Source organism: Asaia lannensis NBRC 102526 (assembly GCF_024054035.1).
GTDB lineage: Bacteria > Pseudomonadota > Alphaproteobacteria > Acetobacterales > Acetobacteraceae > Asaia > Asaia lannensis.
Genome location: NZ_JAMXQU010000002.1, coordinates 244,502 through 264,699, shown reverse-complemented (window position 1 = coordinate 264,699; position 20,198 = coordinate 244,502). Strand labels below are relative to the sequence as shown.

Below are 20,198 nucleotides of genomic sequence, written 5' to 3'. Positions count from 1 at the left end.
GTTCAGCGGCCTTTCTGTTCCTTGGCGAGGCGACGCATGATCATGTTGCGCTTGAGCTTTGACAGATGGTCGACGAACAGGATGCCATCGAGATGATCGATCTCGTGTTGCAGGCAGGTTGCGAGCAGATCGTCGGCTTCCATTTCCTCGACTGTCCCCTCGATCGTGCGATAACGCATGCGCACGCTGAGCGGGCGGATGACCTCGGCATACTGGTTGGGCAGGGAGAGGCAGCCTTCCTCGCGCGCGGCAAGCTGTTCGGATTCCTCGATGATCTCCGGATTGATCAGCACCATCGGGTTGCGTTCGCCTTCATCGGCGACGTCAACCAGGGCAAAACGCAGTCCGAGACCGATTTGCGGTGCGGCAAGACCGATCCCCGGTGCTTTGTACATCGCGGAGAACATGCCCGGCAGGTGAGACTTCACCAGCGCCATGTCATCGGGTGTGACCTCGCGGGCTACGGCGCGCAGCACGGGCTGGGGCGCAACGAGGATCGGCGTGGGGGCAACGGAATCGATGTCCGCAAGAAAGGAGAGCGCTGTCATGATGATGCGGATGTAATCGGTCGCCCAACGGAAAACCAGTTCAAAACCTGGGCAATTGCCTAAAGAACCACCTTTGCATGCCCCTGCATCGCTTGCACCTGGCTGAAAACATGACCATATCGGACACACGATCCTGTGCCGCTCAATGGGCTCGATCGCTTTACCGTCTCGCTCCATGAGGAGGCTTCATGTCAGGCCGTCTGTTTACGTCACCCATGTTTCTCGGTTTCGACCACCTCGAACAAATGCTCGAACGGGCCTCCAAAACGGCTTCGGACGGATACCCGCCCTATAATATCGAACAGCTTAACCAGACGACACTGCGCATCACGCTTGCCGTTGCCGGCTTCGTCATGGACGATCTGCATATCACGCAGGAAGACAACCAGCTTGTGATCCGCGGGCGCCAGACCGATGACAGTCAGGGGCGCGTTTTCCTGCATCGCGGCATTGCTGCCCGACAGTTCCAGAAGGCGTTCGTTCTGGCAGAGAATATCGAGATTGGCGAGGCGTGGCTCGATAACGGCCTGTTGCATATCGACCTGTTCCGCCCTCAGCCCGAGGTGAGGGTCAAGCGCATCGAGATCAGCTCGGGCCGACGCGATCATACCGTTCCGCGTGCGACCCATATCGAGGTCCCCAAACCCCGCCGTACGCGGGCCATACGCGACCTCGACGACGAATGAGCGAGGATTGGGCGTAAAGCGGCGCAGGGAGTGAGGTCACACGGGAAACAGGATCGGGCGGAAACATGAATTCGTCCGGGCTCTGGGCGCATTTCGCAGGGCGATCATGCCGGATGTGTTGTGTGTCATGACTGTGAGACCTCACCGACGCGATATCATCGACAAGACTGCCGCAGCGGGTGCCGACCGCCCTGTTGCGTGCGAGAAAGAGAGTATTTTATGAGAAAAACCGTTCGCGATGCCGAAAAGAGCCCCGGAGTGGCGCCCGTTGCCGATCTGCGCCGCATGTCCCATCAGGACCTCAAGGAATTCGGCATGAGCCATGTGGCTTATGTGAAACCCGTTATGTACGAGGGCGAGGCCGCTTTTGCGATCCACGCTGCCGATGGCACCCCCATGGCGCTGGCCGAAGACCGTTCGAGCGCATTCGAGGCGATTGTGGATCATGAGATGATCCCGGCATGGGTGCACTGATATGACCGGTGCCGATATCCAGCGTTTTGCTGAAGAGCATCGCCTGAGTGGCGCGGTTCGGCACGGCAACACGCTTTATCTCGCCGGGCAGGTTGCCGACGATGCCTCTCTGGATACAGAGGGGCAGACGGCGGATATCCTGCGTCAGATCGATGCGCTGCTGGCCGAGGCAGGTACAGACAAGACCCGTCTGCTCTCCGTTCAGATCTTCATGACCGACATCACCGAGATCGACTCGATGAACCGTGCCTGGGATGCGTGGATGGATCACGACCATAAGCCTGCGCGCGCGACCGTCGAGGCGAGGCTCGTCAACCCGGACTGGTCGGTCGAGATTACGGCCATCGCTGCCATCTGATCGCGCTTGCCTCGGCGGGACGCCTCTCAGGCAGCTGCCTTTCGTATCCGCCGGACGTGTCCGCGGGGCATGCCCGCCCTCTCAGGGGTGATCAGCCAGTCAGTCGGGATTTCATTCTGAACTCCCGTCGGCGCTGCGCCGATCCGGCTATACCGAGCGCCTCGCGATACTTTGCGACCGTGCGGCGCTGAATGGCGATGCCACTCTCCTGTAGCTGCTGCGTGATGGCTTCGTCCGACATGATCGCTTCTCCTGTCTCGGTCGAGATGATCTGTCTGATGCGGCTCCTGACGCTTTCAGCGCTCGTCTGATCCTGACTCTCTCCAAGACCTGTCGAGAAGAAGCGACGAAGGGGTAGCACGCCCAGAGGCGTTCCGATGCTGCGTGTTGCCGTCACACGGCTCACGGTGCTTTCATGCAGCCCTGTCGACATTGCAACCTGCGATAGTGTCAGGGGGCGCAGGCAGGATGCCCCGTCCGACAGGAAGCCGCTCTGATGCGTTGCGATAGCCTGACAGACCAGAAGAAGCGAGCGCGCCCGTTGCTCGACAGCACGCAGGATGCTGCGCGCCTGCGCATGTTTTTCATCCGTCCATGACCGCGCCTGCGCATCCGCCTGCATCAGGCGCTGGTACAGGCGCTCGTCAACGGTCAGGCTCGGCCATGTTGCTTGGTTGAGTGTCACGACGGGACCATCGCGCGTCTGATGGATAAAGAGATCCGGCTCGGCCTCGGGCGTGTGTGGGCCAAGTCCTGTCCCTGGACGCGGGTCGCAACTGCGCAACTCCCGCAGAAGCTCGGCATAATCCTGCGCATCGAGCCCACATGCCTTGCGCAGTTTCTCATGCTCGCCACGTGCCAGCCAGTCGAGATGATCGAGCATCGTCGCGACCGCCGGGTCATAACGGTTGCGCGCTCGAAACTGCGCCGCAAGACACTCTGCCAGCGTGAACGCAAAGCAGCCCGGCGGTTCGAAAGCGAGCATCCGGCTTCGCACGCTATCGATACGCGTGGGCGATACGCGCAGCGTTCCGGCAAGCTGGGCGATTGTCGTATCCAGTCGGCCCGTCTCATCCAGAGCCTCCAGCAATGCCAGAGCGATCGCGCGATCCGTTTCATCGGTAAAAGCGAAGCGGATCTGTTCGAGAAACAGGCCGGTTCCCGATTCGGGGCGTGAAGCCGGGTCCTGATGTTCCGCCTCCTCGCTGTCACAGGTGCCGTGACGGAGCAGAGGGTCGTCCTCCCAGGCAGAGGCCTCACGCCAGTCGGACTCGTCGCGCGTGAGATCATCGGGCAAATCCTCGCCACGCATCTCCTCTGCGTAGGCAAGGGGGCTTTCGGGCGAGGCTGCCTCACCATCGGAAGGGCCGACCACCAGAAGCGGGTTGGCCTCAGCCAGTGCAGTCAGTTCGGTAAGTAATTCCTGATTGGAAAGCTGCAGCAGGCCGATCGCCTGTTGCAGCTCCGCCGTCATGACCAGACCGGTGGTCTGACGCGCCTGAAGGGAAAGGCGCGTCACAGTAAATCAGAGGGAGAAGTTTTCTCCCAGATAGACGCGCCGCACGTCCTCATTCGCCACGATCTCCTCGGGGATGCCTTCCATCAGCACCTGACCCGAATGCATGATATAGGCCCGATCGATGACCTCAAGCGTTTCGCGAACGTTGTGATCGGTAATCAGCACGCCGATCCCGCGATCCTTCAGATGCGACACGAGATCGCGTATTTCGCCCACGGCGATCGGGTCGATGCCGGCCAGAGGTTCATCGAGCAGGATGTAGTTCGGCTGGCTTGCCAGAGCACGTGCAATTTCCAGACGGCGGCGTTCGCCACCCGACAGGGCGAGAGACGGCGAATGGCGCAGATGCGATATGCCGAACTCGGCAAGCAGACCGTCGAGCATGGTCTGGCGCCGCTCGTAATCGGGTTCGACCACTTCAAGAGCGGCCAGAATATTCTGCTCGACATTCAGTCCGCGGAAGATGCTCGCTTCCTGAGGCAGATAGCCGATCCCCAGCCGGGCACGTCGATACATGGGCAGCTGTGTGATATCGGCTCCGTCGAGGGTGATCGTGCCGGTATCGGGCTGAACCAGCCCGACGATCATGTAGAAGCTGGTCGTCTTGCCGGCGCCGTTTGGGCCGAGCAGCCCCACGGCCTCGCCACGCTGCACCTGAAGCGAAACATTCCGCACCACCTGACGCTTTTTGTAGCTCTTGCCGATGCCATGAGCGATCAGTCCGGTTACCAGCGCGGGATCGTCATGCACTTCCTGCAGGATAAGGGTCTCGTTATCGCTCATGGATGCGCATCTCCGGGCTTGCTGCTTGCGGCTTCATTGGGGATCACAAGTCCTTCGATGCGCTGTCCCGGGGCGGGGTTCATGATGGCAACACCGGTCTTCATGTTCACGATGGCCGAAGCCCCGTTATTCTGGTTCTGACCACTCGTGACATGCACATGGCCGATCAGACGGGCCATTTGCGTATCGAACACATAAACCCCTCTGTCACCCGTTGCGGTCTCGTTCGGCGTACGCAGCACCACATGTCCCCACGCATAGGCGCGGTCCAGCTTCGAGCTGCGCGCCGTTCCGTCGCCGCCCGATGCAGGGGTGGCCGCGGGTTTGGAGCCGGCGGGCTGTGTGGAGTCGGGTTTGCTGAAGGCAACCAGAACATCTGCCTTGATGCGTTTGCCGTCATTGGTGGTGACGGTCGCATCGCCACGGCCGACCGACATGCGTGTATTGGCATGGTATTCCATGACATCGCGTGCCGTCATCACGTCCTGAGGCGTGGTAAGCCTGAGCGCCTTGCCTGTCATGACCATGACAGCCTGATCGATATCGTAGAGCGCCTTGTCACCCCAGGCCTGATCCGTGCTGGTATAGATATGGACGTGGCCGATGGCTTCCATGCGGTAGAGCTCCATCGAGCCACCCATGGCACCGTCATCGCCCGATTTCTTTTCATCCGGCGCGGGTTGGGGGGCATTCGGATCGGGGGCCTTCTTGCGCAGGAACCCGATGAGCTGATCGGCATCGATCGTCACATCGCCACGCACGGCGCGCGCGCGATCCACGAATGTCACGGTCTGCGCATCGTGATCGTAGGTCTGGGGGCCGGCCGAGCTGATCGTCACCTGCTCGCCATGAGACATGTCCAGCGCCTGGGCGAAAGCCTGCGATCCCGCAAGGCCAAGAGACGGTGCGCCGGGAAGGGGGAGGCCTGTCAGCAACGAAGTCAGGGCCAGGGCAGGGAGGAGGCGACGCATCATGGAGCCTTGTGTGCAGGTGAAGTGAGAGACGGCATGGCATCCTGACGGTCATCATGACGGATGACACGCTGCGGTCCGACGAATTGCAGGAGATTCGCGTGCTGATCGATAAAATAGCCTTGCGCGTCGAGGATGCCAAATGGTCCCTCGGCATGGACCCAGTCATTCGAGGCGATCACACTGCGATGGAGGTCGATATCGGCCGTCAGTCCGTTGAGAAGGGTTCCATCATCGCGATAGAGAACCACATGCCCCGTCAGATTGAGCGTCTGCTCATGCTGCATGTAGACGCCCTTGTCGGCCCTGATTTCTGCCCACCCGCCACCGGCCATATGGGTATCGGCAACCGGATCCACCAGATCGACCCGATCGGGTCCATTCTGATGGGCGATACGCGACGTGATCATGTAAGGGCGGTTATGGGCGTCGAGTCCACGATAGACGGCGCCTTCCAGATTGCCGCTTTCGACATGCATCTGGGCCATTTCACGCATAACGGCCTTGTTGGCGCTCAGCCATCGGGCAATTTCCGGCCAGACGGCGATAGACCCGAGAAGCAGCGCAGCACAGAGCGGTAATGCCCATTTTGCCGTATCGAGCAGGCGTCGCCGTGACGCAAGGTCCGACGAAGTCGGGATATTGCGCTGTCGGGACTGGCCCTGTTCGCGCATCGCCTCGCGAAGTGCGGCAAGTTTTGCGGCATCCCGCGCGAAGTCCTCGCGCTGTGGTTTGCGCGTCGCGTCGGAGGGCGCTGCGCCGGGAGGATTGCCCGGCTTCTGGCCGGATGATGTGTCGTTTCCGGTCTGCGTCATGCGATGCCTGTCCGCAGCAGATCGTGAAGATGGATGATGCCGACAGGGCGATGGCATTCATCCACCACAAAGAGGCTGTTGATCGCCTTGCGTCGTGCCGTCATCAGATGAATGACCTCCTGGGCAAGTACCTCGCCTCGTGTGGTGATGGGCGCCCTGTTCATGATTTCACCTGCTGTCGTTCTGTCCAGATCGCGCATCAATGCAGGACGAAGATCGCCATCGCTGACCAGCCCGATCAGTACGCCCTGATCGTCAAGAATGCCGATGCAGCCGAAGGCCTTGCGCGTCATCTCGATAATGACGCTGGACAGGGTCATGTCAGCCGTACCCAGAGGCATGGCCGGGCCATCGTGCATCAGCCTGCGCACCGGGCGCAACAGGGCGCCAAGCGATCCACCGGGATGGAAGGCGCTGAAATCATGCGCGGTGAAGCCGCGACGTTCCAACAGGGCGATTGCAAGGGCATCGCCCAGCGCAAGCTGCATGATCGTGCTGGTTGTGGGGGCGAGCCCCATGGGGCAGGCCTCCTTGGTGCGTGGCAGGCACAGAACAACGGTGCTTGCGCGCGCAAGGGTCGAGGCTGGCGATGATGTCATGCCGATAACGGGCAGGGCATGGCGCGCTGCATGTTCGAGAAGTGCGGCGAGTTCGCTCGTTTCACCCGACTGGGAGAGAAGCAGCATCACATCGCGTGCTTCGATCATGCCCAGATCGCCGTGAGCGGCTTCGGCAGGATGCACGAAAATGGCCGATGTGCCGGTCGACGCGAGCGTTGCCTGGATTTTGCGGCCGATATGACCGGATTTGCCGATACCTGCGACGACGACGCGCCCTTCTGTGGCTGCGATGCAGGCAACGGCCTTCGTGAAGGCGTCACCCATGGCATCGGGCGTGGCGAGGGCGGATTGCAGGGCGGACAGGCCGCTTGCTTCTGCAGCGAGCGTGGCCTGGGCGCTGTCCAGAGCGGTGCGATGCCCGGTCTGGCCCTCGGTCACGACGTCGGAGCTGGAGGAGGGGAGCTCGATCATGCGTTCTCTTCCCGCTTTGCTGGTCTCAGGTCAATCACCCTGCCACCCCGACCGCGGCCTTTTAAGGGCATCGCAGCGCATGGGCAGGTATGTGGAGCCGTGGGAAAAGCGTCTCAGGCGCGGTGCGAAAAGATGTCGGGTTCTTCATAGCCGAGAATGTCGAGACGCCCGCGCGCGGGGAGGAAATCGTAGCAGGCCTGAGCAAGATCGCGACGACCTTCGCGAATGAGCAGGGCTTCGAGTTTGGCCCACAGAGCATGAAGATGCAGGACATCCGACGCTGCATAGCTCAGCTGTTCGGGCGTCAGGGTTTCGGCACCCCAATCCGATGTCTGCTGCTGCTTGGCCAGATCGACCCCCAGCATTTCGCGGCATAGATGAGCCAGACCGTGGCGGTCTGTGAACGTGCGTACGAGACGCGCGGCGATTTTCGTGCAGATCACCGGCGCCACGGTGATTCCCAGAGCATGCTGGAGCAGGGCTACATCGAACCGGGCGAAATGCATGAGCTTGGTGACGCTCTCATCCGAAAGAAGAGCCTTCAGGTTCGGGCAGTCCTCATAGCGCCCGCCAAGCGATTTCGGGCGTATCTGAACGAGATGGGCCTCGCCATCGCCTGCAGAGAGCTGCACGAGGCAGAGTCGGTCACGATGAGGATTGAGACCCATGGCTTCGGTATCGACCGCAACAACCGGACCCAGATCGAAATTATCGGGCAGATCGCCATCATAGAGATAAATTGAAGCGCTCGGTGCTGCCATGTTCGGAAACCCTGGGGCTAGAAAAAACGGAAGCCGACGATTTCTCGTCGGCTTTTCCGTTTTTCGTATGGTGCCCAGAAGAAGACTCGAACTTCCACGTCCTTGCGGACACAGGTACCTGAAACCTGCGCGTCTACCAATTCCGCCATCTGGGCTCAGAGGCTGTCCGGGGCGCCTTTTTTTTAGGCATCCCGTTCGGTGAGGTGGCGTTTACCGGTCCTGACCGGGGGCGTCAACACCCCCTTTGAAAAAAAAGAGGAATTTTTTATGGAACGCACTCCGGAAGGTTCTGTCGTCACGGTTTTCGGTGGGAACGGTTTCATAGGCCGCGCGCTGGTCAGACAACTGGTGAAAGGCGGCTATACGGTGCGGGTGGCTTCGCGTGCCCCGCAAAAAGCTGCCTCGCTACAGGGCGTCGGTGGAGACAGCGCAGCGAGGACGGGAAGCGTTCTGCCTGTCTATGCGTCTGTCACAGATGCGCAATCGGTGCGCGCTGCCCTGCAGGGGGCACAGGCTGCAATCAATCTTGTTTCCATCCTGACCGAAAAGAACGGTGCGACCTTCAGCCAGATGAATGCCGAGGCGCCCGGCATGGTCGCGCAGCAGGCGGCCGAGGCCGGTGTCGAACGCTTAGTGCAGGTATCGGCCATTGGCGCGTCGCGTCACGCGCCCTCGCTTTATGGAAGAAGCAAGGCCGAGGGCGAACGTCTTGTTCGTGAGGCTTTCGGGAAGGCGGCGATCTTGCGGCCCAGTGTCGTTTTCGGCCCGGGAGACAGTTTTCTCACGCTGTTCGGGCTGATGGCGCGCGTATTGCCCGTATTGCCTGTCTATTTCCCCAGAACGCATCTGCAACCCGTCTTTGTGGAGAATGTGGCGCGCGCGGCGATGCTGTGCCTGACGCAGGATGCGTATGCGGGGAGGGTGTTCGAGCTGGGCGGTCCCGACAGTCTTGCAATGGAAGATATCATGCGTTTCGTCGCTGAGGCGGTCGGTCGCACGCCGCGCCTTGTTGCCGTGCCCGAAGCGCTGGCCGGATTGCAGGCGCGCGTTCTGGAGAAGCTCCCGGGTAAGGTGCTGACCCGCGATCAGCTTGCCATGCTGTCGCAAGACAATGTTGTGACAACCGGTGCCGAGACGCTCGAAACCCTCGGAATCGTGCCGGACAGCCTGTATGATGTCGCCACTCCCTATCTCAGCAAAATTAGGGCGTTGAGAACTATTCGCAAATAAAAGGTCCGAAACGGTCCTATTATTGGACATATAACGCGAAATTTTTCTCGAACCCGTGAATATGAGCGGGTAAAGGTAAGTATTGCTGACTTATGTGGTTGGTGCGCTTGTCTTACCTGTCCGTCATGTTTTTTAGAGCGGCGCGCGACGTGCCGGCTCGCCCAGGGGAGAACGCGACGTGGCCGAACGGATGCTGCAGTTTGTCTCATTGCCGCAAGAGATGCCTGAAAAGCGCGCGGCCGCCGAACGACGCGAGGATTTCGGTGAAATCTATCGCGGTTTCGCTGTCGAGCATGCCGAACGTCAGGCCAGCCGATGCTCCCAGTGCGGTGTGCCCTTCTGCTCGGTTCATTGTCCGCTCGGCAATAATATTCCCGACTGGCTGAAGCTCACGGCCGAGAACCGTCTGGAAGAAGCCTATCGGCTATCCTCTGCCACCAATACCTTTCCGGAAATCTGCGGACGTATCTGCCCCCAGGACCGCCTTTGCGAGGGTAATTGCGTGATCGAGAGGGATTTCGAGAGCGTGACCATCGGTGCGGTCGAGAAATTCATTACCGAGACCGCCTTCGATCAGGGTTGGGTCAAGCCACGTATGCCATCGCGCGAGCGGGCGCAGAGCATCGGTGTGGTCGGGGCAGGCCCGGCCGGTCTGGCTGCCGCGGAATGGCTGCGCGCACTCGGCTATCAGGTTCATGTCTATGATCGTCATGACCGTGTCGGCGGGCTGATGGTGTACGGAATTCCGAGCTTCAAGCTTGAAAAGCACGTTCTGGCCCGCCGTCATGCGTTGATGGAAGAGCAGGGCATCGTGTTCCATCTCTCCACCCCTATCGGTGAGGGTGAGAGTGGCCTGTCTTTCGAGGCGCTGCGTGAGAAGCATGACGCGGTCTTTCTCGGCACCGGCGTCTACCGTTCGCGTGAGGTTTCCGTGCCGGGTAGCGGTCTGGGGGGCGTGGTTCAGGCGCTCGACTTCCTTACCGCCTCCAACCGTCGCGGTTATCATGAAACGCCAGGCGATGACGCCGTGCTGCATGCGAAAGGCAAGCATGTGGTTGTGATCGGTGGTGGCGACACGGCCATGGATTGCGTGCGCACCTCCATTCGTCAGGGGGCCGAGAAGGTAACCTGTCTCTACCGACGCGACCGCGCCAATATGCCGGGCTCGGTCCAGGAAGTGAAAAATGCCGAGGAAGAAGGCGTGAATTTCGCCTGGCTGGCCGCGCCAGAAGCATTTCTGGGCGACACAACGGTGACGGGTGTACGCGCCCACAAAATGCGCCTGAGCCTGCCTGACGCATCCGGTCGCCAGTCGGTCGAGGCCGTGCCGGACAGCAGCTTCACGATCGAGGCCGATCTGGTCATCAAGGCACTGGGTTTCGACCCCGAGGACCTGCCGGGCGACTGGAACGCGCCTGAGCTGGCAGTGACCAAATGGGGCACGCTCAAGGTTACGCCAGGACGATTTGAAACCAGCGTGCCGGGCGTGTTTGCCGGTGGCGATATCGTGCGCGGCGCGTCTCTGGTCGTCTGGGCCATACGTGACGGGCGCGAAGCCGCAGCAGAAATGCACCAGTATCTTTCAGCACATGAGAGCATGACAGCAGATCAGGCCGCACGCGCAGTGGCGGCGGAGTAAGGGCCATGACCGAGAAGAGCTTCATCCAGTCCTATCAGGATAATGTCCGCGCCCTCGAAGGCCTTTACGATCCGACCATGGAGCGTGATGCCTGCGGTGTCGGTCTCGTGGCAGCGCTGGACGGCAAGCGTCGTCGCGATGTCGTGCTTGCCGGTATCGCGGCGCTGAAAGCCCTGTGGCATCGTGGCGCGGTCGATGCCGATGGCAAGACCGGCGATGGCGCCGGTATCCATGTCGAAATCCCGCAGGATTTCTTTGCCGAGGCCATTCACAGCGCGGGTGACGACCATATCGAGGGTCGCATTGCCGTTGGCATGATCTTCCTGCCCAAGACCGATCTGGCGTCGCAGGAAGCCGGACGGGCGATCATTGAAAGCGAGATTCTCGATTTTGGCTATGGCATCTATGGCTGGCGTCAGGTGCCGATCGACACGGCCTGTATCGGTGAGAAGGCCAATGCGACGCGTCCCGAGATCGAACAGATCATGGTGCGTAACCGTCTGGGCAGTTCCGAAGCCGATTTCGAGCGCGATCTCTATGTGATCCGTCGTCGTATCGAAAAGGCTGCCGCGGCGGCGCAGGTCGATCTCTATGTGTGTTCGCTGTCCTGCCGCTCGCTCATCTACAAGGGTATGTTCCTCGCCGAGAACCTGACGGATTTCTATCCCGATCTTCTCGATGAGCGTTTCGTCTCGCGCTTTGCGATCTACCATCAGCGCTATTCGACCAACACCTTCCCGACATGGAAGCTGGCCCAGCCCTTCCGTCGTCTGGCGCATAATGGCGAGATCAATACGCTTTCGGGCAATGTGAACTGGATGCGCAGTCACGAGACGCGTCTCGCGAATGCCGAGCTCGACCCCTATATGAGCGACCTCAAGCCGGTCGTTCAGGCAGCGGGCTCCGACACGGCCATGTTCGACAACGTGTTCGAGCTGCTGACCCATGCCGGGCGCGATGCGCCCATGGCCAAGACGCTGATGGTCCCGGCCAGCGCCGGTGGCAATTCGGCCATGACCGACAAGCATCGTGCCCTGTTTTCGTATTGCAATGCGGTGATGGAGCCCTGGGACGGTCCGGCTGCAATCTGTGCAACCGATGGCCGCTGGGTCGTGGCGGGTCTCGACCGCGCCGGTCTGCGCCCTCTGCGCTATACCATCACGCAGGATGACCTGCTGATTGTGGGCTCCGAAGCCGGTATGGTTCGGGTGCAGGATGCCAATACACGCATGAAGGGGCGCCTCGGGCCGGGCGAGACGCTGGGTCTGGACCTGCAGGAGGCCAGGCTCTACGCGCCGCAGGAACTGCTCGATCTGCTTGCCGGACGTCAGGACTTCACGTCCTGGACCAAGAACATCCGCAATATCAGCTCGGTGGTGCGTGCCGATGTGGCCGAGCCGGTGCTGTTCACGCCCGATCAGCTGCGTCGTCGTCAGCTGGCGATGAGCCTGACCCATGAGGAAATGGAGACCATTCTCCACCCCATGGTCGAGACCTCGGCAGAGGCGATCGGTTCGATGGGCGACGACACGCCGCTTCAGGTTCTGTCGAGCACCTATCGCGGGCTTGCGCATTACTTCCGTCAGGGCTTCAGCCAGGTCACGAACCCGCCCATCGATTCCCTGCGCGAAATGAACGTGATGAGCCTCGTCACGCGCCTCGGCAATCTGGGCAATATCCTCGATCAGTCACCCGAACAGTGCGATCTGCTGCAACTGCCGAGCCCGGTCCTCACCACGGGTGAGTTCGAGGCGCTGCGCAATTTCTGCGGCAAGGACGGAGCAACGGTCGATTGCACCTTCCGCGCTGCCGATGGCGAAGCCGGGTTGCGCGACGCTATTGCACGCATCCGCCATGAGGCTGAAGATTATGTGCGCGGCGGTTGCACGCATCTCTTCCTTTCGGATGAGGGACAGAATGAAGAGCGTGTTGCGATTCCGATGGTTCTCGCAACGGCTGCCGTGCATATCCACCTCGTTCGCCAGTCGCTGCGCACCTTCACCTCGCTCAATGTCCGTTCCTCAGATGTGATGGACGTGCATGGCATGGCGGTGACGGTTGGCGTGGGGGCCACCACGGTAAATCCGTATCTTGCTCAGGAATGTATCGCAGACCGTCTGCAGCGCGGCCTGTTCGGTGATCTGACCCTGCGCGAGGCCGTAGAGCGTTACCGCAAGGCGCTCGACAAGGGCCTGCTCAAGATCATGTCGAAATCCGGCATTTCGATCGTGTCGGCCTATCGTGGCGGATATAATTTCGAGGCGATCGGCCTGTCGCGTGCGCTGGTAGCTGAGTTCTTCCCCGGTATGCCGTCGCGCATCTCGGGTATCGGTCTGCCCGGTCTGGCACGCAATGTGCTGCGCGCCCATGAAACGGCCTATGCAGGCGGTGTCGATGCACTGCCCATCGGCGGTCTGTACAAGTTGCGCCGAAAGGGCGAGGTCCACGCGTTCAACGGCCAGCTCATCCATATGCTGCAGACAGCCGTCTCGACCGACAGCTTCTCGCTGTTCAAGCGCTATGCCGACGCTGTGCGTCGCCAGCCGCCGACAGCTTTGCGCGATCTGCTCGATTTCCGCCGCGTGCGCGAGCCGATCCCGGTGGAGGATGTTGAGAGCATCACGGCGATCCGTCGTCGTCTGGTGGCGCCCGGTATTTCGCTGGGCGCACTCAGCCCCGAAGCGCATGAGACGCTGGCCATTGCCATGAACCGTATCGGCGCGAAGTCTGATTCGGGTGAGGGCGGTGAGGATGCGTCACGTTTCACGCCGCGCGAGAATGGCGATAACGCCAGCTCGAAAATCAAGCAGGTGGCCTCTGGACGCTTCGGTGTTACGGCAGAATATCTGAACAACTGCAGCGAGATCGAGATCAAGGTCGCTCAGGGTGCCAAGCCGGGTGAGGGCGGGCAGTTGCCCGGTTTCAAGGTGACGGAGCTCATCGGCAAGCTGCGCCATGCCACGCCGGGTGTGACCCTCATTTCGCCGCCGCCGCATCACGATATCTATTCCATCGAGGATCTGGCGCAGCTCATCTACGATCTGAAGCAGATCAATCCGGAAGCAACCGTGACGGTCAAGCTTGTGGCCCGCACCGGTATCGGCACGATTGCCGCTGGCGTGGCCAAGGCCAAGGCGGATGCCATCATGATTTCGGGCCATTGCGGTGGCACGGGGGCCAGCCCGCAATCCTCGATCAAATATGCAGGCCTGCCCTGGGAAATGGGGCTGACTGAGGCCAACCAGGTGCTGACGCTCAATCGATTGCGCCATAGGGTCACCCTGCGTACCGATGGCGGTCTCAAGACCGGGCGCGATGTGGTGATGGCAGCCATGCTGGGTGCCGAGGAATTCGGCATCGGTACGGCAGCGCTTGTCGCCATGGGCTGCATCATGGTGCGTCAGTGTCACTCCAATACCTGCCCGGTTGGCGTGTGCGTTCAGGACGAAGCGCTGCGTGCCAAGTTCGAAGGCACGCCGGAGAAGGTGATCAACCTCTTCTCTTTCATCGCAGAAGATGTGCGCAATATTCTGGCCGAGCTCGGCTTCAGGAGCATGGAAGAGATTATCGGACGTACCGATCTTCTTCGTCAGGTATCGCGCGGCGCTGAATATCTGGACGATCTGGATCTGAACTCCCTTCTGGTTCAGGCCGATCCGGGGCCGGACGCACGTTATTGCACCCGTGATGGCCGCAATGAGGTGCCCGAAACGCTGGATGCGCAGGTCATTGCCGATGCGACACCGCTTTTCGACCATCGCGAGAAGCTGCATCTGCATTACACGGTGCAGAACACGCATCGCGCGATCGGGACGCGTGTCTCTTCGCTGATCACGCGTAAATTCGGCATGAAAACCCTGCCGGAAGGTCATCTGACCCTGCGTCTGCGTGGATCGGCCGGTCAGTCGCTCGGGGCTTTCGCGGTGCAGGGTCTCAAGCTCGACGTGGTGGGCGACGCGAACGACTACGTGGGCAAGGGGCTTTCGGGCGGCACGATTGTCGTGCGCCCGTCACCGACCGCGCCCTGGCGGTCTGAAGATAATGCGATCATCGGCAATACCGTGCTTTACGGCGCGACTGCCGGGACGCTTTTTGCGGCCGGTCAGGCGGGTGAGCGCTTTGCCGTACGTAACTCGGGTGCAACGGCCGTGGTCGAAGGATGCGGGTCGAACGGCTGCGAATACATGACCGGGGGTACGGTCGTGATCCTTGGGCAGATCGGCGATAATTTCGGCGCCGGTTTCACGGGTGGCATGGCGTTCGTTCTGGACAAGGACAACGCGTTCGAACGCCGCGTCAATCCGGACACACTCCTCTGGGGGCGTGTCGAGCAGGGGAGCGAATGGGAGGAAAAGCTGCGCGCGCTGGTTCAGCGTCATGCCGATGAAACAGGCAGCGCCTTTGCCGCTGAACTGCTTCATCGCTGGGATCGCGTAGTGTCGCAGTTCTGGCAGGTCGTTCCGCGCGATTATGCACGCATCATCGGCTATGAACTGCCCAAGGTCGAACAGGCGCTCTCTGCCTGACAAGGCGGCGGTTTCGAAGGGACAGATGGGAAGCGTATCCTGTCTGCCCCTTCGGGAAAGATAATCGAATCGCCATATAAAATGCCTGAATATCTATTATATTACATGAAATTCATCCGATAGGCTCGGGCTTTCTCCCCCGATCAACCGGTCGCGGGACCGGTTTATCGAGGGGTATCGATGTCTTTCCCATCATCGTCGCAGGGGCGTGCAGGCTCGTCTGTCGCGGCACTCGCTTTACTTGCCAGCGTTTTTTTTATGTGGGGCTTTGCGACTGTCCTGAACGACATTCTCGTACCTCACCTCAAGGCGGCCTTTTCGCTCAATTACACGGCTTCGTTGCTGGTCCAGTTCTGTTTCTATCTCGGTTATCTGGTGATTTCGCTGCCGGCATCGAGGCTGGTTTCAGTATTGGGATACAAGGCGTCCGTTATTCTGGGCCTTGTGGGCATGGCCGTATCCTGTCTGCTTTTCATCCCGGCCAGCGCTTTTTTCTCATACGGGTTTTTCCTCGTTGCGCTGTTTCTGCTTGCGGCCGCTATCACGCTGCTCCAGGTGGCGGCCAATCCTTATATCGTGGTGATCGGAGATGCTGGCTCCGCTTCGAGCCGGCTGACCCTCGTGCAGGCTTTCAACGCCCTCGGCACAACGCTGGCACCGCTCTTCGGCGGCGTTCTGATTTTTGCACGCAGTCACGAGACGGGTGGTGCAGGCAGAGTTGTGGAGACAATCGGCCAGCGAATGCAGGACGCCCAGATGGTGCAACTCCCTTATGCGCTGATTGCTGCCGTGCTTTTGCTGATGGCCGTAATCGTATGGCGTTTTCCGCTGCCTGCGATTTCACCCGGTGAAAACAGATCGGTAAACCGGGGCGATAAGCGCAGCATATGGCGTCATCGCAATCTCTTCTGGGGCGTGCCGGCCATTTTTCTCTACATGATTTGCGAAATCGGCATTGGCAGCACACTTGTCAGTTTCATCTCGCAGAAATCGATTGGCGACATGTCGCATGCCGAGGCAGCGCATTACGTGGCGTTCTTCTGGGGAGGAGCTATGGCCGGGCGTTTTCTCGGTGCTTTCCTGATGCGACGCATCAGCCCTCATCTGCTTCTGGCCCTGGTCAGTCTGTCTGGAGCTATGCTCGTGCTCGTGGTTATCGCTTCAACCGGGCATCTTGCCATGTGGGCGCTGATCCTGACGGGGCTGTGTCACTCGATCATGTTTCCCACCATCTTCTCCCTTGGCATTGCTGGGCTCGGTCCCCAGACCGAGCAGGGAGCGGGCTGGCTTATCATGGCGATAGCAGGAGGTGCGGCCGCCATATTCCAAGGTGTCCTTGCCGATTGGGTTGGGCTGTCCCTGTCTTATCTCCTTCCATTCGCCTGCTATCTCTATCTGCTGTTCTATGCAGGCTGGGGATCGAAGCCGGGCCTCTTCATTACCGCCGTACAGGAACAGAGCCCATGATCAGAATTGCCCTTGTCGGTGTCGGTCATATCGCACGTCATGAGCATTTGCCGGCCCTGCGCGATCATCCGGCTTTTCGGGTCGTCGCGGTCGTTTCGCCCGTACCTGTCTCGCTTGATCTTCCAGTTTTTACGTCCATCGAGGCCTTGATCGAAAGCAGGACGGCCATCGATGCTGTCTCGATCTGCACCCCGCCCGATTGTCGCTACGACCTCGCCTGCAAGGCAATTGCAGCGGGGTGGCATGTCCTGCTCGAAAAACCGCCAACACTCACGCGCTCGCAGGGGCAGATATTGAGCGACCTTGCGAAGCAGAAAAGGTGCACGCTGTTTTCGGCATGGCATTCAGTCTATGCCGCGGCAATCGCTCCCCTGCAGACGATATTGCGCGAGCACGATCCAATCGCTGTGAAAGTCGCGTGGAAAGAAAACGCCGATAAATGGCATCCGGGTGCCGAATGGCTGTGGAGGCCAGGCGCGCTTGGCGTGTTCGATGCCGGCATCAATGCATTGTCGATCCTCTGTGCCGTGAGTGCGGAACCGATCGTTTATTGCGCAGCCAAGCTCGATTTTTTCGGAGGTCAGCAGGCGCCCGCAAGAGCAGTGCTCGATCTTGCCGGTGGTTATACGGCCTGTCCTGTGCAGGCTGTGTTCGACTGGCGGCATGATCCGTCCAGCGAAATATGGACCATATGCTGGACCATGTCAGACGGGCGGGATCTTACGTTAACTCAGGGCGGGGCATGTCTTGCTGATGGCGGCAAGCCTGTCGCGCTGCCGCATGTCAGGGAATATGCAGGCGTCTACGATCATTTTGCCGCACTGATCGCATCGGGCACCTCACTTCTCGACTTACGTCCTCTTGATCTCGTGACGGAGGCTCTGGCTCTCGGAACGCGTGTTCATTTTTATGACAGCACTGGATGAACGACAGCATTCAACTACGTACGAACGATCATGGTTTGTGACTGGCAGAGAACGGCAAGAGTGGCAGAAGTCTGTTTGCCGTCATTTACCAGTGTCACGCGAACCTCTGAGGATTATTAGGGAGTGCCTGATTGTTTGTTGCTTCTTGTGTGTTCCTGCCCTGCCGCGCCGTACACCTGACCTCCGGCGCTTATCGAGGAGCGGCCCATAATGGCTCTTCAGGACTTAGCGGTACCGAAGAAGCTATCTGGCCACCGCTCAAGCCATAGAAAGTCCTCTTTCGCGACTTTTTCCGCGGTGGCCGGATGAGGTTTCCGTTTCCACACAATCAGTTCCAGATCCACAAACGCGTCGCGAACGAGGCACGGTAGAATCACTCGACCGGTCGGATCAGTCCTGACTGATGGGCCCGTAACGCAACGGGGTGGCGCCAGCGGCCTGATGGGGCAGGGCACCGTGGCGTTCGGCGAAAGCCTGTTGCTCGAGCCGTTCGCAATAATCGAGATAGCGTATCAACGCCCGCTCGGCGCGCTCATTGGCCCCATGCACTCTCTTGTAATGCTGCCACAGGGCAAGGGTATTGACCGACCACGCGTCATAAACATGTTCCGTCAGGCGTAGTCTTATCGAGCGAGGCAAGGCGTCGAATGCTTCCCACGAATCCCCTTCGAGGCGCTTCCACAATGTTTTGCGACATGTCCCGTCATTATCGTTGCCCGCTCCGACATTGCCCGCGCGGCTGTTGCTCGCATGACGTTTGCGGTGACTGGATCGCCCTGTTTCTTTTGCGGCGTGCATTGTCTGGTGGGCGAGGGGGCCGGAACGATGGAAGAGCGCTGGATGCATGAGACGAAGTCCGGGTACTGATAAGGTCCACACCGTATGTTATAACGTATCGATAAGGCCGTCTATCGCCGTGTCGCGCTTCAGGCTAGCCTGTGCCTAAAACAGGGACAGAACGGGCGAGGCACGCAGATGAGCACAGCGGCACAGGACAGCGTTTTCGAACAGGTCGGCTCAGGCTTCACGCCATTCCACGATGCCGAGGCAGCGCTCGATCGTATCGAGGCGCTGTATGACGAGCAGGCAACACGACTGCGCGATGCGTTTGCAGCGAGGCAGCCGGCCGACTGCTATTATCCCTACCTTGCGTTTCCTCTGACGCGCGGCTCCATCCCCCACGATGTCAAACCACGTTTCGGGGTTCTTCTGGAGCCGGGTTTCTATGGCACCACGCTGACACGCCCCAGCCTGTTCCGGAGCTACTGGAAGGCACAGATCGAAAACCTGATTGCCTGCTATCGTCAGCCTGTTTTCGTCGGTCTTTCCAAACGCCCCATGCCTTTGCCTTATGTGATGGAAGAGGCAGTCACCGGACTGACAGAAGCGGATCTCAAGATCCTGCAGGATAATTATGCCCTGCCCGATCTGCATGCGACGGATGACAGGATCGCCAATTGCGAGATCATTCCTGACCCCGATGCGCCTCGCGCCCTCGCGCTTTTTACGGCTGAGCGGACGGATTATTCGCTGGCGCGCCTGCATCATTATACGGGCACGGCACCGCGCCATTTCCAGCGTTTCATCCTGCTCACCAATTACCAGCGTTATGTCGACGGGTTTCGCGACTATGCCCGCGCGCAGGTCGATGAGGGCAGCGAATACACGGCTTTCGTCGAGCCGGGCGACGCCGTCTATACGGCGCAGGGGCAGGAGGGGCAGCCTGCCGTTTCACTGCCGCAGATGCCTGCCTATCATCTCTGTCGCCCCGACGGCGACGGGATCACGCTCATCAATATCGGCGTCGGTCCCTCCAACGCAAAAACCATCACCGATCATCTTGCCGTGTTGCGCCCGCATTGCTGGCTGATGGTAGGGCATTGCGCAGGCCTGCGACGCACGCAGCTGCTTGGCGATTACGTTCTGGCTCATGGCTATGTTCGTGACGATCATGTGCTTGACGACGATCTGCCGACCTGGGTGCCTGTCCCACCCATTGCCGAGGTGCAGGTGGCCCTTCAGGAAGCCATGGAACGCGTGACGGGCCTTCAGGAGCACGAAATCAAGACGCGTCTGCGGACGGGCACGGTGCTGACAACCGATAATCGCAACTGGGAGTTGCGTCTGCGTGCGCTGTTCACGCAGATCAATATGAGCCGGTCGATTGCCGTGGATATGGAATCGGCCACGATTGCGGCGAACGGTTTCCGGTTCCGCGTGCCTTATGGCACGCTGCTTTGCGTGTCCGACAAGCCGCTTCATGGCGAACTCAAGCTGCGCGGCATGGCCAATGCCTTCTATCGCGAGCGTGTCAGCCAGCATCTCATGGTCGGGATAGAGACCATGAGGCTTTTGCGCGCACGGGGTGTGGACAGCCTTCACTCTCGCAAACTGCGCGGATTTGACGAGCCCGCCTTTCGGTAGACGTTTTTTGCGGACAACAGCCCCGGCATTTCACGAGAGG

Annotated in this window: 17 protein-coding genes and 1 tRNA gene; 9 read left to right on the top strand and 9 right to left on the bottom strand. The window is 60.1% G+C overall.

The genetic code is table 11. The features are described from left to right. Positions 1–2: 2 nt before the first annotated feature. On the bottom strand, positions 3–548 hold the full coding sequence (def, locus tag NF685_RS03725) for a peptide deformylase (protein WP_252848651.1): 546 nt from the start codon (positions 546–548) through the stop codon (positions 3–5). A gap of 188 nt (positions 549–736) precedes the next feature. Here def and NF685_RS03720 point away from each other — a divergent pair, with 188 nt between their 5' ends. From NF685_RS03720 to NF685_RS03710, 3 genes are all read left to right on the top strand, one after another. Next, positions 737–1,234 carry an Hsp20 family protein gene (locus tag NF685_RS03720; RefSeq protein ID WP_222547866.1) on the top strand — a complete coding sequence of 166 codons (498 nt, stop codon included), beginning with the start codon at positions 737–739 and terminating at the stop codon, positions 1,232–1,234. 219 nt (positions 1,235–1,453) lie between these two features. Beyond that, positions 1,454–1,708, top strand: a complete 255-nt coding sequence (locus NF685_RS03715; RefSeq protein ID WP_222547865.1) for a DUF1150 family protein — start codon at positions 1,454–1,456, stop codon at positions 1,706–1,708. A gap of 1 nt (position 1,709) precedes the next feature. Next, on the top strand, positions 1,710–2,066 hold the full coding sequence (locus NF685_RS03710) for a RidA family protein (protein WP_222547864.1): 357 nt from the start codon (positions 1,710–1,712) through the stop codon (positions 2,064–2,066). A 91-nt stretch (positions 2,067–2,157) separates the two neighbouring features. Here NF685_RS03710 and rpoN read toward each other — a convergent pair whose 3' ends face one another. The 7 genes from rpoN to NF685_RS03675 form a co-directional block, all read right to left on the bottom strand. Beyond that, positions 2,158–3,585, bottom strand: coding sequence for an RNA polymerase factor sigma-54 (gene rpoN / locus NF685_RS03705; RefSeq protein WP_252848650.1), 1,428 nt, complete (start codon positions 3,583–3,585; stop codon positions 2,158–2,160). Between the two features lie 6 nt (positions 3,586–3,591). Continuing rightward, entirely contained in the window at positions 3,592–4,368 is a 777-nt protein-coding gene (lptB, locus tag NF685_RS03700; RefSeq protein WP_222547862.1) for an LPS export ABC transporter ATP-binding protein, read from the bottom strand. After that, positions 4,365–5,339, bottom strand: coding sequence for an LptA/OstA family protein (locus NF685_RS03695; protein ID WP_252848816.1), 975 nt, complete (start codon positions 5,337–5,339; stop codon positions 4,365–4,367). The genes lptB and NF685_RS03695 overlap by 4 nt, the downstream gene beginning before the upstream one ends. Next, the gene (lptC, locus tag NF685_RS03690) at positions 5,339–6,154 is read right to left on the bottom strand and encodes an LPS export ABC transporter periplasmic protein LptC (protein WP_252848649.1); all 816 of its coding nucleotides are present in this window, start codon (positions 6,152–6,154) and stop codon (positions 5,339–5,341) included. Before lptC ends, NF685_RS03695 begins: the two co-directional genes overlap by 1 nt. Then, complete coding sequence (locus tag NF685_RS03685; RefSeq protein ID WP_222547860.1) at positions 6,151–7,185, bottom strand: KpsF/GutQ family sugar-phosphate isomerase; 1,035 nt, start codon at positions 7,183–7,185, stop codon at positions 6,151–6,153. The genes lptC and NF685_RS03685 overlap by 4 nt, the downstream gene beginning before the upstream one ends. Before the next feature lie 113 nt (positions 7,186–7,298). Continuing rightward, a complete protein-coding gene (locus tag NF685_RS03680) occupies positions 7,299–7,946 on the bottom strand; it encodes a ribonuclease D (RefSeq protein ID WP_252848648.1) in 648 nt (215 codons plus the stop codon). Positions 7,947–8,014: 68 nt separating this feature from the next. Beyond that, positions 8,015–8,101 (bottom strand) — tRNA-Leu (locus tag NF685_RS03675). Positions 8,102–8,213: 112 nt separating this feature from the next. Here NF685_RS03675 and NF685_RS03670 point away from each other — a divergent pair. The 5 genes from NF685_RS03670 (at position 8,214) to NF685_RS03650 (ending at position 17,734) form a co-directional block, all read left to right on the top strand. After that, on the top strand, positions 8,214–9,176 hold the full coding sequence (locus tag NF685_RS03670) for a complex I NDUFA9 subunit family protein (RefSeq protein ID WP_252848647.1): 963 nt from the start codon (positions 8,214–8,216) through the stop codon (positions 9,174–9,176). Between the two features lie 178 nt (positions 9,177–9,354). Further along, complete coding sequence (locus NF685_RS03665) at positions 9,355–10,815, top strand: NAD(P)-dependent oxidoreductase (protein ID WP_252848646.1); 1,461 nt, start codon at positions 9,355–9,357, stop codon at positions 10,813–10,815. 5 nt (positions 10,816–10,820) lie between these two features. Continuing rightward, complete coding sequence (gene gltB, locus NF685_RS03660) at positions 10,821–15,341, top strand: glutamate synthase large subunit (protein ID WP_252848645.1); 4,521 nt, start codon at positions 10,821–10,823, stop codon at positions 15,339–15,341. Positions 15,342–15,521: 180 nt separating this feature from the next. Continuing rightward, positions 15,522–16,808, top strand: coding sequence for a sugar MFS transporter (locus NF685_RS03655; RefSeq protein ID WP_252848644.1), 1,287 nt, complete (start codon positions 15,522–15,524; stop codon positions 16,806–16,808). Beyond that, the gene (locus NF685_RS03650) at positions 16,805–17,734 is read left to right on the top strand and encodes a Gfo/Idh/MocA family protein (protein ID WP_252848643.1); all 930 of its coding nucleotides are present in this window, start codon (positions 16,805–16,807) and stop codon (positions 17,732–17,734) included. The genes NF685_RS03655 and NF685_RS03650 overlap by 4 nt, the downstream gene beginning before the upstream one ends. Positions 17,735–18,124: 390 nt before the next feature. On the opposite strand, the gene NF685_RS03645 is transcribed toward NF685_RS03650, so the two are convergent. Next, positions 18,125–18,580 carry a DUF6525 family protein gene (locus NF685_RS03645; RefSeq protein ID WP_252848642.1) on the bottom strand — a complete coding sequence of 152 codons (456 nt, stop codon included), beginning with the start codon at positions 18,578–18,580 and terminating at the stop codon, positions 18,125–18,127. A gap of 129 nt (positions 18,581–18,709) precedes the next feature. On the opposite strand from NF685_RS03645, the gene NF685_RS03640 reads away from it, so the two are divergent. Next, on the top strand, positions 18,710–20,158 hold the full coding sequence (locus NF685_RS03640) for an AMP nucleosidase (protein ID WP_252848641.1): 1,449 nt from the start codon (positions 18,710–18,712) through the stop codon (positions 20,156–20,158). Positions 20,159–20,198: the final 40 nt, after the last annotated feature.